At 40.9% G+C, this 17199-nt stretch carries 17 protein-coding genes; 13 read left to right on the top strand and 4 right to left on the bottom strand.

What is annotated here, in order from left to right; genetic code table 11:
- Positions 1 to 40 precede the first annotated feature (40 nt).
- Complete coding sequence (locus AB4Z45_RS04670) at positions 41 to 433, bottom strand: cytidine deaminase (RefSeq protein ID WP_076268745.1); 393 nt, start codon at positions 431 to 433, stop codon at positions 41 to 43.
- A 55-nt stretch (positions 434 to 488) separates the two neighbouring features.
- Entirely contained in the window at positions 489 to 1157 is a 669-nt protein-coding gene (gene deoC / locus AB4Z45_RS04665) for a deoxyribose-phosphate aldolase (protein WP_339206677.1), read from the bottom strand.
- 300 nt (positions 1158 to 1457) lie between these two features.
- Between deoC and skfA the strand changes: the two genes are divergently transcribed.
- From skfA to AB4Z45_RS04625, 8 genes are all read left to right on the top strand, one after another.
- On the top strand, positions 1458 to 1643 hold the full coding sequence (gene skfA / locus AB4Z45_RS04660; protein WP_441908243.1) for a sporulation killing factor: 186 nt from the start codon (positions 1458 to 1460) through the stop codon (positions 1641 to 1643).
- A gap of 93 nt (positions 1644 to 1736) precedes the next feature.
- On the top strand, positions 1737 to 2939 hold the full coding sequence (gene skfB / locus AB4Z45_RS04655; RefSeq protein ID WP_441908112.1) for a sporulation killing factor system radical SAM maturase: 1203 nt from the start codon (positions 1737 to 1739) through the stop codon (positions 2937 to 2939).
- Positions 2940 to 2975: 36 nt separating this feature from the next.
- The gene (locus AB4Z45_RS04650; RefSeq protein WP_441908111.1) at positions 2976 to 4484 is read left to right on the top strand and encodes a CPBP family intramembrane glutamic endopeptidase; all 1509 of its coding nucleotides are present in this window, start codon (positions 2976 to 2978) and stop codon (positions 4482 to 4484) included.
- A gap of 14 nt (positions 4485 to 4498) precedes the next feature.
- Positions 4499 to 5224, top strand: a complete 726-nt coding sequence (locus AB4Z45_RS04645; RefSeq protein WP_441908110.1) for an ABC transporter ATP-binding protein — start codon at positions 4499 to 4501, stop codon at positions 5222 to 5224.
- Complete coding sequence (gene skfF, locus AB4Z45_RS04640; protein ID WP_441908109.1) at positions 5221 to 6690, top strand: sporulation killing factor system integral membrane protein; 1470 nt, start codon at positions 5221 to 5223, stop codon at positions 6688 to 6690. Before AB4Z45_RS04645 ends, skfF begins: the two co-directional genes overlap by 4 nt.
- A gap of 12 nt (positions 6691 to 6702) precedes the next feature.
- Positions 6703 to 7209, top strand: a complete 507-nt coding sequence (locus AB4Z45_RS04635; RefSeq protein WP_441908108.1) for a HEAT repeat domain-containing protein — start codon at positions 6703 to 6705, stop codon at positions 7207 to 7209.
- Positions 7210 to 7224: 15 nt separating this feature from the next.
- The gene (locus tag AB4Z45_RS04630) at positions 7225 to 7656 is read left to right on the top strand and encodes a TlpA family protein disulfide reductase (protein ID WP_441908107.1); all 432 of its coding nucleotides are present in this window, start codon (positions 7225 to 7227) and stop codon (positions 7654 to 7656) included.
- A 292-nt stretch (positions 7657 to 7948) separates the two neighbouring features.
- On the top strand, positions 7949 to 8569 hold the full coding sequence (locus AB4Z45_RS04625) for a DUF1361 domain-containing protein (RefSeq protein ID WP_441908106.1): 621 nt from the start codon (positions 7949 to 7951) through the stop codon (positions 8567 to 8569).
- Between the two features lie 112 nt (positions 8570 to 8681).
- Here the strand turns inward: AB4Z45_RS04625 and AB4Z45_RS04620 are convergent, their stop codons facing one another.
- A complete protein-coding gene (locus tag AB4Z45_RS04620) occupies positions 8682 to 9884 on the bottom strand; it encodes a carboxylate--amine ligase (protein WP_441908242.1) in 1203 nt (400 codons plus the stop codon).
- A gap of 300 nt (positions 9885 to 10184) precedes the next feature.
- Between AB4Z45_RS04620 and AB4Z45_RS04615 the strand changes: the two genes are divergently transcribed.
- The gene (locus tag AB4Z45_RS04615; RefSeq protein ID WP_441908105.1) at positions 10185 to 10538 is read left to right on the top strand and encodes a DUF3221 domain-containing protein; all 354 of its coding nucleotides are present in this window, start codon (positions 10185 to 10187) and stop codon (positions 10536 to 10538) included.
- Here AB4Z45_RS04615 and AB4Z45_RS04610 read toward each other — a convergent pair.
- On the bottom strand, positions 10525 to 10977 hold the full coding sequence (locus tag AB4Z45_RS04610; protein ID WP_441908104.1) for a hypothetical protein: 453 nt from the start codon (positions 10975 to 10977) through the stop codon (positions 10525 to 10527). The two genes, AB4Z45_RS04615 and AB4Z45_RS04610, sit on opposite strands and share 14 nt — an antisense overlap.
- A 674-nt stretch (positions 10978 to 11651) precedes the next feature.
- Here AB4Z45_RS04610 and AB4Z45_RS04605 point away from each other — a divergent pair.
- From AB4Z45_RS04605 to AB4Z45_RS04590, 4 genes are all read left to right on the top strand, one after another.
- Positions 11652 to 13280 carry a cellulase family glycosylhydrolase gene (locus tag AB4Z45_RS04605; protein ID WP_441908103.1) on the top strand — a complete coding sequence of 543 codons (1629 nt, stop codon included), beginning with the start codon at positions 11652 to 11654 and terminating at the stop codon, positions 13278 to 13280.
- 243 nt (positions 13281 to 13523) lie between these two features.
- Positions 13524 to 14459: an ABC transporter permease gene (locus AB4Z45_RS04600; protein WP_339209495.1), complete on the top strand. Its 936-nt coding sequence runs from the start codon at positions 13524 to 13526 to the stop codon at positions 14457 to 14459.
- Between the two features lie 81 nt (positions 14460 to 14540).
- Complete coding sequence (locus tag AB4Z45_RS04595) at positions 14541 to 15365, top strand: carbohydrate ABC transporter permease (protein ID WP_083682147.1); 825 nt, start codon at positions 14541 to 14543, stop codon at positions 15363 to 15365.
- Positions 15366 to 15444: 79 nt separating this feature from the next.
- Positions 15445 to 17109, top strand: a complete 1665-nt coding sequence (locus AB4Z45_RS04590; RefSeq protein WP_339206686.1) for an extracellular solute-binding protein — start codon at positions 15445 to 15447, stop codon at positions 17107 to 17109.
- The last annotated feature ends 90 nt before the right edge of the window (positions 17110 to 17199 follow it).

Here is a 17199-nt window from a genome sequence, read left to right as displayed (position 1 = left end):
TAGAATTACTATGAAGCGCTTACAATAGATTCACAGATTACTATTTCATATCGGAGGCTTGAAAAGCACCTGGCAGCAGCTGTGCCATGGTCCATTCTTCTGTATGCCCATGGAGATTTGTTAAATAGATTTTTGTATTCTCATCACAAAATTCAGCCAATACCTGTCGACAAGCGCCGCATGGAGATACAGGACCTTCGGTATCTGCCACTACTGCAATAGCTTCAATGATGCGTTCACCTTCGGATACCGCTTTAAAAATAGCCGTTCGCTCCGCGCAGTTCGTTAATCCAAACGATGCATTCTCAATATTACAGCCTCGATAAATGCGTTTGCTGCCTGTTAGTAGAGCGGCACCAACTGCAAAATGCGAGTAGGGGATATGAGCATGCTGACGGGCTTCAATGGCTTCTTTAATTAACTGTTCCTTCATCCTACAATCCTCCTGTAAAGGCTGCTCCAAATTGGAGCAGCGCCATCATATCTATTTAGTAAGAAGAGGTCGATTGCTCGCCTTCCATAATCTTCACGCCTGAGCTGGCACCGATTCTTGATGCGCCTGCTGCAATCATTTTTTCCATATCTTCAAGACTGCGAATGCCGCCGGAAGCTTTAACGCCGAGCTTGTCCCCAACGGTTTTGCGCATAAGCGCTACGTCTTCAGCAGTTGCTCCGCCAGTTGAAAAACCTGTCGATGTTTTCACGAAATCCGCACCCGCACGATCAGACAGCTGACTAGCGCGTACTTTTTCATCGTCTGTAAGCAGCGATGCTTCGATAATTACTTTCACAATGGCTTTACCAGCAGCGGCTTCAACAACGGCTTGAATATCTTTTTGTACAAAGTCGTCGTCGCCATCTTTTAGTGCACCAATGTTAATGACCATATCAACCTCAGTCGCTCCATTTGCAATAGCGTTCTTAGCTTCAAAGGCCTTTGTCTCCGTAGTGGAAGCCCCTAATGGAAATCCGATTACTGTACAAACCTTAACGGTGCTGCCTGCCAATTGCTCAGCAGCGTAAGCTACCCAAGTTGGATTGACGCAAACGGAAGCAAAACTATATTTTCTCGCTTCTGCCGTTAATTTTGTAATCTCAGACTTTGTTGCATCTGCACGCAAAAGCGTATGATCAATCATTCCAGACAAATTTAACATAGCCAGTTCACCTTCCCCTTATACGAATGCTTAATTTCACGCTTATAATAACACGACTTTGAACATATGTAAAATCATTAATGAACAAATGTTCAATCCTAATATTGGTTCGACTTCATAAGTGAACCTATTGGTTTGTCATTTTGCGCTACGCAAAATCCATTTCGGAAAATACCATTTTACAATTCGCTTCAATATATGGAAAAATGTAGTGGTAACGAAATGCTAATTCAATCCAAATTAGTTTTTCCTATTCGTTAAAAATGATGCGCTAATATTGGATTGAATCAAAAAAAGGAGATGAATGAAATGAAGGAAAAGGAAAAGAACGTTAATGCAACTTGGGAATCATCTACTTCAATACTGGACAAGCCCGCAGGTACATCGCTTGTAAAATCTATCGGATGCGCTGCATGCTGGGGAGCTAAAAGTATATCCTTAACGCGTGCTTGCTTACCCCCAACGCCTATTAATTTAGCCATATAATACAAAAATGAAGAAACGGGAGCTAAAACTCTCGTTTCTTCATTTTTAACCTCATTAATAATATTGTCATAAAAATAGGAGGCGAGCTGTATCGTGAGCAGTGTTTCGTCTATTTCTTATAATCCCGACTATTTCATTCATCTACAACCCGACGGAGCGATGCTGGTAGAACGCAACACAATGTATTATTACCGCTTAAGCGGCGTTGCGACACAGCTAGCGCTGTTGTTATCAAAGACGAAATCCTTAAAAAAAACAGCAAGTATATGGGCTAATATGAATGGAATTACATATTCAGAGGAGCAATTAATTCATGAGTTAGACATGCATCCACTCACAGAAAGCTGGAAGGATGGGGTGCTGGATAAACTACGCTTAACGGGATCTACAAAATCATATTTGCCTATAAGCTGTACGCTGCAGTTAACTAATGGCTGCAATTTATTTTGTTCATTCTGTTATGCCAGTTCTGGGAAGCCTCTTGAAAAAGAACTTAATGCGGAAGATTGGTTAGAGATTTTGCAGAAACTTGCAGCTCATGGAGTAACGGATATTACTTTAACGGGTGGGGAAGCTAGGCTTGCCAAAGGATTCAAGAGAATCATTACTACAGCCAGTACTTTATTTGCGAATGTACATTTATTTAGTAATGGATTGTTTTGGAAAGACGATGAAGTTGAGCTAATAAGCGCTCTTGGCAATATTTTTGTTCAAGTCAGTGTGGATGGTTCAGCTGATACCCACGATAAGCTGCGAGGCAAGAAAGGAGCTTACATTGAATCCATGAACTCCGTCCATAAATTAGCTTCCAATGGTGTTCCTTGTTTAATCGCTATGACTGTTAATCCAGTAAACTATACTGATATTGAGAGTGTCATACAGGACGCAGTGAAAGCTGGAGCTAAAGCTTTTAGGGCAGGTGTTACTTTGCCAGTAGGAAGAGCGGATCATAACTATTTTGAGTTAAGTGATGAGCAGTACACCATCGTGGATAGCAAACTGAAAGAAGCTGTTAATTGCTTTGGTGACCAACTGTTTATTACCGATTGGAGTAACGATGGCAATGAGGGATGTAACGATTTTTGTACACCTGGTTATTTGGCGTGGTATATCCGTGCCGATGGAGAGGTTACTCCCTGTCAGATTGAGGATAGAAGCCTAGGACATATATTAAGGGATTCGTTTCATGAAATAGGAACACCAGAAAGGTTATTACAAGCTCAAAAAGAGGCTAAATCTTGTAAGTGCATTGCAAAAGTTATGCTGCCACAAGAAGCTGATTTGCCTTTTGTATGATGACAAACGAAGTCGCAATTTTGGGAGGAGCTTGTTTTGGAAATTATTATATTATCGATAGCAGCTATTATTGGTCTTATATTATTTATTAAAAATCGGCCGAGAGCTTATCCTTCGATTATGCTGCCTAAGGAACGAGCTGTAGCTGTAGCAGCAAATTATTTAAAAATATTGTGCGGACTCGATGTCACGGGTTGGCGAAACTACGGAATGTATTGGAATGACAGAGAGACGGTAAATCGTCTGCATCATTTAAATATGCTTAATCGTCTAAGAAATATTTTATATAGTTGGGGATTAGTGGAATCATGGAGAATTCGATTCGTTAGCAGTGGGAAATCAGCAGTTGTAGGCATTAATGCAAAAGGGGAGATCACTTTTTTGCATGTAGATGCAGGTGCGTTAAAACGATCAACCATAACGGATAGTATTGAAAGAAAGTCTGCTGAAGAAATCAAAAAGATGCTTGATTTAGAGTATGGAGGACTTTGGAGCACTGCTAAAATTACTGGAGAAGGTAAGCGCGAGGAAGATTTCTCTGACATTATTACTTATTGGTATACCGTGGAATCAGATGAAATTAGAATGAAGCTTTCAGTACAAACACAAGACAATCGGGTAGTAAGAATTTTAAGCGAGTCAGAGATACTAACCTCGACGATGAGTCAAGTTATTCAACAAGAGTTTCGGGACTCTGCACTTAATTTATCAGGATTTGTTGGATCTTTCCTTTCTACAATTGCAGGAGTGCTGCTTTTGATCTATGTAGAGGGGCAACATGACACGATGTTAAGCTTGTTTATTGCTCTTGTAATCGTTGTAGCAGTTCTATTAACAGCCGTTGACGATATTTCTATGAGTATTGTCAATGCTTTTGATTCTCGTTTGTCAGTTAAATCTGTCTATCTCATTGGTATTGTTTCTTCTATTATGGCGAGTATCGCCTATGGAAGCATGGCATTCATAACTTCGCTGGCAGGAATGAAGCTCGCTCTTAAACAATCATTAGTTCTCTTTAGCAATTCCTTTTCTCAAATATCAGTTGGCATTAGTTTGGCAATGGCTACTCTAGGGTTGTTTGCCATAATATTCAAAGTTCTTGAATCTCGCGATATTGTCCGTATTTCGCCTGAGTTATCTGATCGTTCTATTTTTCTTTCAGGATTTAGACTCAAGCAATGTTTAAGCATCAGTTTGCAAAGCTCAATAATAGAAGAAACAATCTTCCGGCTGCTTGGAATTTCCACTCTGTTATGGTTCTTTAATAATGAACTGATTGCTGTTGTAATTACTTCTATTCTTTGGGCTTTTCTTCATCAAGGAAGCGGCTATAATCCAGCTTGGATTAGGTGGTTCCAGTTAGTCGTATTTGGTTTGATTTTAGGATACGCATTTCTACTGTTTGGTTTTCTTGCTGTGGTTATTGCCCATTTTGTACATAATTTCATTTTGCTTTATATGCCGATTTTTAACTATAGGCTGCAGTTAAATCATGAGTCTCGTCATATAAATGATTCTAAATTATCTAAATCCTTTTCAGAATAATGAGGAGAAATGAGATGAAACAATTACTTCATGTGCAAAATTTAGTGAAATTATATCCTAATGGCGATGGTGTCAATAATATTGAAATTTCAATAGAACATGGAGAAATAGTTGGTTTTTTAGGTGCAAATGGAGCCGGAAAGACAACGACATTGCGATGCATTGCTGGATTGTACAAGCCGCAAAATGGTTCAATAAAAATTGATGGCTATCATCTAGACGAGAAGCAATCACAAGGGAAAATTGCCTTTATTCCTGACAGCCCTTCATTATATCCGATGCTTACCGTCGCTGAGCATTTACAGTTTAAAGCCAAGGCTTATAGAATTCCAAAATCTGATCTTAAAGCTAAAATAATGTACGCATTACAGGAAGTGAATCTGGAGCAGTACGCTGACAGACCTACTGGCAATCTATCTAGAGGCCAAAAACAGCGAGTTATGCTGGCTGCAGCGGTCATTCAGGATGCTGATCTATATTTATTCGATGAGCCAACAGTTGGTCTAGACATACCCTCAAAAGAGTGGCTAGCTGATTGGTTAAGGAGGAGCAGGGATAGAAGGAAGGGAATTATTATTTCGTCACATAGCTTGGAGTTTGTAATGGAGACAGCGCAGAGAATTATACTTATTAAAAGCGGAAGGCTTATCGGTGAGAAAAAGGTTCCCATAACAGAGTTAGATAGAGGGCCATGGCGATCCGATGTCATTAAAGAGTTAGGAGGGAAATTTGAAGAATGATTTATTTGGCCATCCTTTTTCTTAAAAATAGTACGCGCCAATGGCTTCGAAGTGATAGTGGTTTCAAGTCGCATATCATTCTTCCGCTTCTTGTTCTCCTTGCTTTTACCGTTTTCCAAATGAGTGTCGTAACAAGTCCTGAAATAACATATACACAAAATGCGGGTTGGATCACTTTAATATTGCTTTGCCTTTTTGTTTTATTTGGTCTGATATCAAACCGTCTTCCTTCACGTATGGTTGATGTTATGTGGATATACACGCTCCCCTTGTCAATGAATTACATCGTTTGGTTTTGCATCGTATATCAATTGGTTTTACGATTCAGCTTTTGGCTCGGATCAGCTTTACTGGCAGATCTCATTAGATGGTTGTCAGGGCTGTCCTATAATCACTTATTTGCTCATGCGTTTATTAGCTTTTGTGTAATTAGTTTATTAGACATTTGGCTATTCGCTTCTTCATCGTCACGAGGGAAGTGGCGAATTTCTCTTCTATTAGGATCAAGTAGCATCTTAATATTAGCTGCATTAGCAGTAACCATCTATTTCTTTCAAAAGGGTATGTATACTTCTTCAGATTTAATCATCTTTGTACAAAAGATTGCTTTTAATGTAGGTACCCTGCTGTTTGGAAATTTTAACGTTATTGGTACTAGTATGGTGTTTGTTTTACTCGTCCTAGCTATTATTGTTATCTATTTTGCAACCTGTAATCTGGAGCTAAAAGAAAAATTAACGAAGGAAGCAGATTTTTGGTCCTCATTTAATAGCTTCTCATCTTTAGTTTCTAGTGTTAAGGGTTCAGACCGACCTAGTTATTGGGGAGGAAAATGGCTTACAGGAATATTTTCGTTTGTTTGGTTTGAGTTTTTGTTATGGCGTAAGCATCGAACTTCGCTTTTATGGCAATTTGCTTTAGGAGCAGGATTAATTGTTGTTATCCTTCAATGGTCTCCTTCATGGTTTTGGATATTGCAGGGTTTCATACTCGCTTCGGCGGTATTCGGCGCGTTCTTTTCAGGTTTAATACGACATGCGCAAACGGGAGATCTCTTCCTTCACCCTGGGAAGAGGATGAGTAAGATATTGTTACTTGAGATCGTTGATTTACTTCCAACATTTTTTACTTTATTTTTATATACACTAATTGGACTATGGCTCGATTCTGATCTAATCTATAAGCAGGCATATCTTCTGATGTGGCTGCCGCCCATATTTATTGTGCTGATTTTCATTCGAGTAGGCTTTTTTATATGGGCCTATTTAAAAGACTCTAATTTGAGTGCAGCTAGATATTATAAAACAATGTTGTTTCATGGTATCGGAATTAGTTGCTTCATATTTTTAGCCGGTTACCTGCTGCAGACTTTAATACATAAAGATATTGTTTATTATATTTTAGCGTTTTTATTCATTGGGATTGCATATGGCGGAATAAGTATAAAAAAATATATCTCAAATTAAGGAGATTAAACGATGACTGACTTAATACCGTTTGATGCTAATATGATGAAGCTAGGCAGTTCAAATACTCAAGAAGCTTTCAATGCCATAAATGATTTAAAAAGACAAGGAACTCGTGTGATACCTGCCTTAATCGAGCAATTGGATGTTACTGATGATTCTGTACGTACTATGATCGTTGTTGTGCTAGGTGAGTTTGGCACAGACGCGTTTGAATCTGCCTCTAAAGTTTCGAAACTTCTGCTGGAGGATAATGAGCAGCTCAGAATGGCCTCTGCTCTAACTTTATCGAGAATCGGTAGTTCAAGCGTTCCTCATTTATTGCAAATTCTTGGTAGTGAAAATGAAAAAGCATGTTTTTGGGCGGCTTGGGCCTTGTCATTCATTGATCCTAGCCAGATTAATGATGAATCAATTGAGAGGTTGAAGCTTACCCGAGAAACACCGGATAGCCCGATTGAAGTTTTTGCAGCTGAAGAAGCATTAGGCAAAATATTAGCTAATAGACTCCAAAAATAAAGTAAGGGGTTCATAATGAAGGATAATAATATGAATGATTTCCCAAGCATATCTGAAGATGAAAATTGGTTAGGGCTTAATAAATCTAGGGATGAGCTGTTGCAGAAAAAATTTCTATTCGTATATTTGTGGTCAATAAGCTGCGGGTATTGTAAAGAGATTATTCCTGATATCCTTAACTTTCATAAAAGGAACAAAAAAGATTTCACTTTGTTATCCATTCATGTTCCAATGGGAGACCAAGACTTGGATAACCTTATTATTCAGGATATTTCTGATAAGCTAGGTATTGAAGGGCCACTGCTATTAGATAATCATCATAAATGGATTATTAGATTTGGAAGTGATTTTTTACCTTCTTTTTATGTGTACAATCAATTAGGGAAACTAGTGAATTATAAAATTGGCTGTGAGAATATGGAGTTGTTTTTGAACAGCAACGTATAATTTTGTATTAATGTACTTACAAAAATGCCTTGCGAACCCAATTCGTAAGGCATTTTTGCGTGCGCCCAGCATGTACGCTATCTCTAGGGTTCAAAGCGATATGAATAAAGAAAGCCAAGTTTTGGAGGGATGTCGGTATAAAATTACGCAGGCACCTGCAACAAAACTGGAAATCGATTCGTTAATAAACGGAACGTATGAACCAAGTCCAGTCCAGCGATCAAAGCCCAAGGGAATGCGTCATTCCGATGAAACAGCGAATCAAAAAATGGATACCAATAGGAGTGTTTGGATGAATAATCGTTTTAAGGCGAGAATTTCTTTTTTTGCGTATATAGCGCTTCTGTTTACTTTGGATAACTATTATTCATTTATGATTTTTAATTTATTTCTTGCTTTTGCAGCACTGGAGCTGTCTTTTTTGCTGCCTTTATTTAAGTCGCATAAGAAAAGAAATATGCTGGTTAGTTTTGTTTTCTTTATCGTTTTTATACTGCTCTCGCCAAATGTGTTCTACGTTGTAACCGATCTGATTCATCTCAATTTCTTTTCGTTTGATTATATGGAGGGACTTCACGTTAATGAGTGGTGGAACTTCTTTGTGTTAATCAGCGGGGTTTTCATAGCTCTATTTTTTTACATAGTAATGATCAAAGAGATTCAACTGCTTCTTATAAATACAAAGTGGAATAAACTAATTTTATTTGTATTTATGCTGCTCGGCGGCCTAGGGATATATATAGGAAGATTTTTACGCTTTCATTCTATTCATTTGTTTACGGAGCCTTTGTCTTTATTGAAACAAGTGCTTGATTCACTAAACGGAAATTCATTGCTGTTCGTCCTTTGGATGAGTGTTTTACAATTTATCGTTTATTGGTTTTTTGTAGATTCAAAAGGGAATGAAGCTTGATGGAGGGAACAGCCTAACTTATAGCATAATTTCATAAAAACCTCCTGTTAATTGAGCTGATTCAGCTGCTTTAACAGGAGGTTTCCTATTGTGAGATTTTATTGCCTCAAAGCTACGGCTGCCGTATTACCCTCCGTTGTGAGACTTTCCTCACTATTTTTTTGAATACCATATAGCAGAATGATACGCCAGGCGCTGGGTCGCTTAGGCTCCAGATGGCAGGCGCTCTTTTGACAAAATGGGATTTAACGATTGGCAGGACGCTTAACTGTTTGGTTCGGACATAATCGCGCGATGAAATAAGATCTTCAAACAAAAAGCAGAAGGCGATCCCTGTATCGCTTGTAATCGCATAGCTTCCAATCGGCTTGCCTACAAGCTCGTTGTAGGCGAGCAGTGGGAAGTTAACGCCACATTTTTGAAGGAGAGGGTCCAGTGTAGTCGTTCTTGCATTGATCTCCAGCAAATAATACTTGCCGGTTAACGCATCCTTCTTGAATTCAATTTCGGCGAAGCCTTTGTAGCCAATCGCTTCTAGAAAAGGGGCTCCGATGTGGTAAAGCTCCTCTATGTACTTTTGCTTTGTGAAGGAAGATGCGCCAAAGTTAATCGGGAATTGCCGTAGTTTTTGACAGGTCATCCAGTGGGTAACCTTTGAATTCTGATCCAAGTAAGCATCAAAGGTGTAGACATGGTCATCGAAGCCGGGAATAATTCTTTGCACAATAACCTGAAGTTTAGCTTGCCGCGATTTCTCGATTGCAGCTCTCATTTCCTCCAAGTTATGGCATGTGAATATTTTGGCTCGGAAGAAGTCCACGAAAGCTGGGGAATCCGTAGGTTTCACGATACATGGAAAGCCGATCTCAGCAACGACTCGTTCTTCAAATCGTTCCTCAGCTGGGCTGATCGATTCTGGAACTAATACACCGTGTTTTGTTGTAAGAGTATGGAGATACTCCTTGTCCATAATATTGCTCCAAAAGCCTTGTACGTTCATATTAATATGGTAGTACTTTTTGAGCTCATCCAAATAAGAATCAACGAATTCCACATAAGGGTCGACGCTCGGAAAAAGGACAGGCTTCTTGTCCTGCTTTTTGGCGTAGTCGATTAAATAGTGCAGAAGCTGTTCCTTCTGCTGTTTATAATGAGGAACAATAATTTGCTCGCTTAAGTATTTGGATTTGGCGCCATATGTATTTTGCTTGGAATAATCCATTGCTACTGTATAGATGCCCTTGGAGCCGAGGCCTCTAATAATGCTTAAACCAGTGTAAAAGTTTGAGCCAAGTATGACAGCTTTATTTTCCACCAAACAACACTCGCTTCCTTAGTCATATGAAATAGTTATGTCATTCGCGTTGTTTTCAATCTCTCCTAAATATTGCTAAATATATCATGAGGGTATTTCATTATCAAACACATTTTGGATATTGAATTGATTGAACAACTTAAGAGTATTGAAGCTGATCTATTGGATTTCTTTAATTACGCATTGGTCAAACAATTATCGATGGTCAATGCTGAGCTATTGGACAAGCTTTTCTTGAAATATTGTGAGTGGCTTAGTCTGGAAATAAAATAACAACCAAATCAAATAGGGAGGAAAAAGATGAGAAAATGGATAGCGTATTTGGTAGTCGCAGTTGCAGTCTGCGGGTTAATCATTGGCATTAACAAACCATTCGAAAAAGGCGATTATATTCTAGAGAAACAACTTAACAGCAATGACGCTCCAACCCTATTTGTTGTCTATAACATTTCCAAAAAAGAGGCCAAAACAAAGACGCTTTCTGATTTTTTGAATAACGAAGATCATAACGATGTGATGATTATTCGCGTTGATGATAGAGAGCTTTACAATGACCTGAGGATCGGCGAAAGAGTAACGATCAAAACAAAGGGTTACACGATGTTGTCATCCCCGCCTCAAGCGGTAGCGGATGAGATTATTAGGCATTCTTGAGCTTCTCTAAAGCCGCTTCAATAGGTTTATCTAGCCGTGTGTTCTCCTTGATGTCACTCCAGTAAACGATAAGAATATTTCCTTCCTGATATAATCTTGCGAATAATTTGGAAGCAGCATTTCCTGTTTGTTTATTGAGTTCTTCAGCACCATTAATACGATCTTTTTCAGATTGAAAAATATAAAAATGCATAAACTCAGGTTCATTTTCTTTCTTATCTAGTGGCATTCCTACGGAATAGACCTCGGGAATAACGTCATTTAATTTCGGCGGGTAACCTGTTATCCCATAGGATATTAGCTCTAACTTCTGAGCTTCAACCGCTTTGATTACATCCTCTAAAATAAACTTATTTTCCTTGCTATTTGTATCTTTGGAGCATCCGCATAAGATGATGATGCATAATAAAATGAAAAATACTGGTTTTATTTTCGACATAACCGATAGTACACCCCCAACATAATAATAATGCTGCCTTGCGACATTTACTTGTAATCATATAGACACCTTAATGATTGATAAGGTTGCATTATTTGGATGGATTAACCATTTGGAAAGAGTTAAAGTCTAACGAATCGTAAAGAGCTTATTTTGCGGAAAAGTGATGTTTAAAGATGCTAACGAATTACAGCAACGCTAATAGGTACATTTGATCACGAAAAGGGATGTTTTGAAGGAAATAAGGTTGCTGGTGTTCGTTATATTTTTTAAAAGCGGAAATGTAGGCAAATAACGTTTCTCAGGTTCGTTAGAGATAATGAAGGTACCTCTGGAACTGCTGGAAGTGTTGATACTGCTGGTATCTCTGGTATCTCTGGTACCTCTATTACCTCTATTACTTCTAGTACCGCTGGTACTTGCTGTCACTTCACTGATACTCATGATACTTCTGGTGGACAGTTCGCCGTGCTACTTTACCTTTTCGCATACAAATGCAGTTAGACGTATTGCTCGCTATATACAAACTAAAACGCAAATCGGCTGCTAGAAGGCTGCGCCTTTCGGATATGCTCTCCGTATTTCGGAATGCTCACCGTAAACTGCGGTCTTGTGCTATATTTTGAGAGAGTGACAATGATAGTTCCAAACCATACATATAAGGAGGCAATCCGATGATGAGCGTGTATAGCAACAACAATGATGTAAGCGGTTTCGTTAGGGCGGAAGGTAAAAAGTTGCTTAATGGAGACGGCAAAGAAATTGTGCTGAGAGGCGTTGGGTTCGGAAGCTGGCTGCTGCCGGAAGGCTATATGTGGAAGTTTCCGCAAGGCGGAGACCGTCCGCGCAAAATCGAGGCGATGGTCAAGGAATTAATCGGCGAAGAGAAAGCAGCACAGTTCTGGGATAGTTATGTGGAGCGTTATGTGGATGAGATTGATGTCCGCGAAGTGGCGAAGCAGGGCTTTAATTCCGTGAGGTTTCCAATCAATGCCCGCGGAATTCTAGAACAAGGCGAAGAGATCATTTTTAATGAAAAGAGGCTTGCACGAATTCATGAAGTGATTGAATGGTGCAGAAAGTATAAGCTGTATGTCATTTTGGATTTGCACGGGGCGCCAGGCGGGCAGACAGGTGCCAACATTGATGATTCGGAAAATGATTTGCCGGAGCTGTTTACGGATCGCCGCAACCAAGAGCTGACGATTGCGATTTGGCGAATGTTCGCAGAGCGCTATAAAGACGATTGGATTATTGCCGGATATGACCTCTTTAATGAACCTCTTCCGGATTGGTTTAACCAATATAACGACCTTGTAGAGCCGCTGCACAAGGAAATTACAGCAGCGATCCGTGAAGTGGACAAGCGTCATATGATCATTATTGAAGGGGTGCATTGGTCAACTGATTGGAGTGTATTCACAGAGAAATTTGATGATAATTTAATGCTGCAATTCCATAAGTATTGGAACAACCCCGATACGGAAAGTATTCAGAAATATATAGATAAGCGCGAGGAGTGGAATGTGCCGATCTTCATGGGCGAAGGCGGTGAAAATAACGCACAGTGGTACAGCGGAGCCTTCCAAATGTTCGAGGACCATCAGATTTCGTGGAATTTCTGGACGTGGAAGAAGATGAACACATCAAATTCTCCATATTCTATTCGTATGCCGGAAGGCTGGAATCTGCTGACGGCTTATTTGGAAGGCGGCGCTAAACCGGATGAAGCAACAGCGGAAGCGATCTTAAATGAATATCTCGATAATCTGAAAGTGGACAATTGTGATGCGTTCCCAGGCATATCCCGTGCGCTGCTGCGTCACCTTCCGCTCCAGATTCCTGCTGAATTTTATGGACAAGGCGAGGGTGTCGGCTTCGGCATCGTGAACAAAAAAACGAACAAGACGGGGCTGCGTGCAAGTGATGGCGTACCGATGAGAATGATTACGGGCAAGACCGAGATGCCAAGCTATCATTCAGAGGGCGGCAAGGTTTGGGCAGAGGATAATACGCTTTGTGTAGAGCTGCATCAAGGGGATTGGCTCGCGTATGATGCTTTGTGCGTTGAAGCAAGGTCATTTGATCTGCATGCACGCCTGCTAGCCGCTGCGGGACAAGCGACATTATCCATTAAACTGGAAGGCCAAGAGCCGGTGAGCTGTGAGGTAAACGGTGAGGAGTGGACGGAGAGCCTGCTACTAAAGGACATCCATCTACCAGCTGGAGCAGTTCGTGTCATTATCCGTATTTTAAGCGGCAGCGTGGATTTGGATTGGATTGAATTTTCGTTTGCTAAATAAAATAAAAAAACTAAAATGTGATGCGAGGCAGGTTCTGCCAGCATCACATTTTTTTGTGCGCAAAAAAACGGTAGTTGCACCCAAAACCGAAAAATGGTCACCTGAATACGAAATCTAAAGCCTTACGAGACAGGAGCCAACAATCTACAATTAAAGTATAAGAGATGCAAGGGCTTACATCAGATTTTCAACAGCATGGGGGTAATTATTTTGAAAACACAGCTAGGTTCAGCGCCTGCTTCCTTGCCTGCTGCGGACGCAAAGGCAGCAAGAAGCAAATGGTTCAAAAAGTTGTACAGCCAACGGCACATTCAAATTATGGCGTTACTAGGCGTGCTATGGATGATTATATTCAACTACGTTCCTATGTATGGCGTTATTATCGCCTTTAAAGAATTCAACATTGTTAAATCCATAAGCGAGGCGCCTTGGGTTGGCTTTATGCACTTTAAGGAGTTTTTCCAGGATGAGAGCTTCGTTGATGTCATGAAAAATACACTCGGCATTAGTCTTATCAAACTTGCAATCGGATTTCCACTGCCTATTATTTTTGCATTATTTCTAAACGAGGTTCGTTCGGTCGGCTTCAAGAAAGCGATTCAGACCATTTCGTATTTGCCTCACTTTTTGTCATGGGTTATTCTCGGCGGTATTCTTGCCACTTGGCTTTCAGATGTTGGGATCATTAACAATGTGCTCCTTGCGCTTAATTTCATCGATGAGCCGATTTCCTATTTGGCAGAGCCTAGCTACTTCTGGAGCATCATCATTACATCAGATATATGGAAAGAGCTTGGCTGGTCCGCCATTATCTATCTAGCGGCTATTGCCAGCGTATCGCCAGAGCTGTATGAAGCAGCAACGATTGATGGCGCAGGTCGTTTTCAAAAAATGTGGTACGTCACTTTGCCTAGCATTAAGGCGACGATCTCCATCCTGTTCATTCTAGCAGTGAGCGGCGTGCTTAACTCGAACTTTGACCAGATTCTAGTGCTGCGCAACTCATTGAACGAGAGCGCGAGCAACGTTATCGATATTTATGTTTATCAGACGGGCATGCAGCAAGGACGTTATTCTTACTCGACTGCTGTCGGATTGTTTAAGTCTTTAATCGCATTAATTCTATTGCTTATTGCAAACCGAGTAACGAAAAAAATGAACGATACTTCACTGTTCTAGAAACGGAGGCGACTAACCGTGTTTAATATTAAACGTAAAACAAAAGGAGAAGCATTTTTCGATATCTTCAACAATTTCGGTATGCTGCTCATTTGCTTCGCGACCCTATATCCGATTTGGTATGTGCTGGTCAATGCCTTCAATGAAGGGCAGGACGGCATGCGCGGCGGGATCTACTGGTGGCCGCGGGTTTTCAGCATCGAGAGCTTCGACGCGGTATTCCAAAGCAGCGGCATCATGACTGCGATGGGAATTACCGTAGCCAAAACACTGCTTGGCACGGTGCTTCACGTGTTTTTTACGGCGATGGTTGCTTATGCATTCTCACGCAAAGGCCTCATCGGCGGCAAAATATATATTCTCTTCGGAACGGTTACTTTGTTCTTCGGCGGCGGTCTAATTCCGACCTACCTGCTTATGAGAGATCTGCATTTGCTGGATAACTTCATGGTCTATATCATTCCTGCCATGTTCAGCTTCTTCGATCTTATTATCTTCATGACCTTCTTCCGGGATATTCCGGATGGCCTTGAGGAAGCAGCCAAAATTGACGGAGCAAATGACTGGTCGATCTTTGTGCGAGTGATTTTGCCCGTATCGATGCCGGTTATCGCTACAATCGCTTTGTTCCACGGGGTATACCAATGGAATGATTATTTTGCCGGCGTTATCTACATGAACAACATGGACATGCAGCCGATCCAAACTTATTTGTACCGTATTGTTGCTCAGTCCAGCTCTAGCCAAATGTTGGCCGCTATCCCTGGAGGTATAGGGAAATCCGTTACTACACAATCCATCAAGCTGGCTACGATGGTTGTCACGACCCTTCCAATCGTTATCGCTTATCCGTTCCTGCAGAAGTATTTCGTAAAAGGAATGATGATCGGTTCGATTAAAGGTTAACTTATGGCAGTACCTTCCGCCCTTTATTGAGCAGAGGATTGCATATATAATCATTCATACAGAGAAGGGGAAGACAAACATGAACAAGAAGCTTAAGCTCAAAAATGTATTGATGCTGATGGTCGCAACGGTTCTAGTCTTTACGACCGCTTGCTCTTCAGGCGGCAACAAAAACAATGGCAAGGAAGAGGGCAATGGCGCTCCTGCTGAGCAAGTGAAGCTTACTCAGGACGATAAGGGCTGGGAAGTGGACAAAAGCCCAATTACGTTCGACTGGTACATCAACTTCTCTTGGTTCCCGAACAAATGGGGCGTAGATGCGACTTCGAAATATATTACTGAAAAAACTGGCGTTAACATTAACTTCATCGTTCCAGCCGGCAACGAAGCTGAGAAGATGAATACAATGATCGCTTCGGGCTCTTTGCCTGACTTTATTACACTAGGCTGGTACGAAGATGCGGTTAAGAAAATGATCGAAGGCGATCTAGTCCTTCCGCTGAACGAGCTTGCTGATCAATATGACCCTTACTTCTACAAAGTAACAGACCCTGCTAAGCTTTCTTGGTACAAACAAGAAAACGGCAATGTATACGGTTATCCGAACTCTTCCTCATCACCTAAGGACTATGAGAAATTCGGAGACAACATTACATCCACGCAAACCTTCCTTGTGCGCAAAGATATGTACGAAGCACTAGGCAAACCGGATATGCGTACGCCGGAAGGCTTCTTGAATGCACTTGAGGCTGCGAAAAAAATGTATCCTGATGTGAATGGCCAACCGCTTATTCCACTAGGCATGTATGATTTCAGCGACACAGGCAACGCGTCGCTTCAACATTATATTCAGAACTTCCTTGCTATTCCTTACGATAAAGATGGTCAGCTGTATGATCGCAATACAGATCCTGAATACGTAAAATGGCTGAAAACAATGCGTCAAGCGAACGAAGACGGCTTGCTGTCGAAAGATATCTTCATTGACAAGCGCCCGCAAATGGAAGAAAAAATTGCACAAGGCCGTTATTTCGCAATGCTTTACGCTAGATCTGACCTTGCAAACCAACAAAATGCACTATTTGCAAATGATCCGAACTCCATCTACATTGCTGTAGACGGTCCTGCTAATACTAACCTTGATCAGCCGACGCTTGCTGGTCCATCGATCTCAGGTTGGACGGTAACTCTGATCTCCAAAGATGTGAAAGACAAAGCGCGCGCGATTCGTTTCCTAGACTATTTGATCTCGGAAGAAGGACAGCATGATACGTTCTTCGGTAAACAAGGCGTAACTTGGGATAACATTGATGGCAAAGATCAGTTCTTGCCAGACGCATTGAATCTATTGAATACAGATCGTGGCGCTTTCGACAAGCAGCTTGGCGCATCCCACACGTTCTGGATGATGATGGATACGAACCTAACGCCAATCTGGTCTCCGCCAGCTGTTGAGCCATTCAAGCAATTGGAAGATTGGACTCGCGGCAAGGCGAAGAGCTTGTCGGAATTCGACCAGTTGAACCCAACTGGCACTTCAGCTGAAGGTATTATGAACACAAAGATAGATCAAGAGTTTGGAAAAGTGTTGCCAAAACTAGTGCTTGCTAAATCGGATGCAGAGTTCGATAAAATTTGGGGCGATTTCCTAAAGAAACGTGAGACTCTTGGATTCAGCAAAGTACAAGCCTACAAACAAAAGAAATACGAAGAAAATGTTGCGAAGTTGGACGCAGCAAAATAATATAATCATTTCTACCACTTAGAGGGAAGACCCCAGCGAAAGGTACTCCAGAACCGGAAACGGTCTGGGGTGCTTTTTGTGCAATATAAG

Source organism: Paenibacillus sp. MCAF9, assembly GCF_052114265.1.
Lineage (GTDB): Bacteria > Bacillota > Bacilli > Paenibacillales > Paenibacillaceae > Pristimantibacillus.
This window is presented reverse-complemented; position numbering and strand designations above follow the sequence as displayed.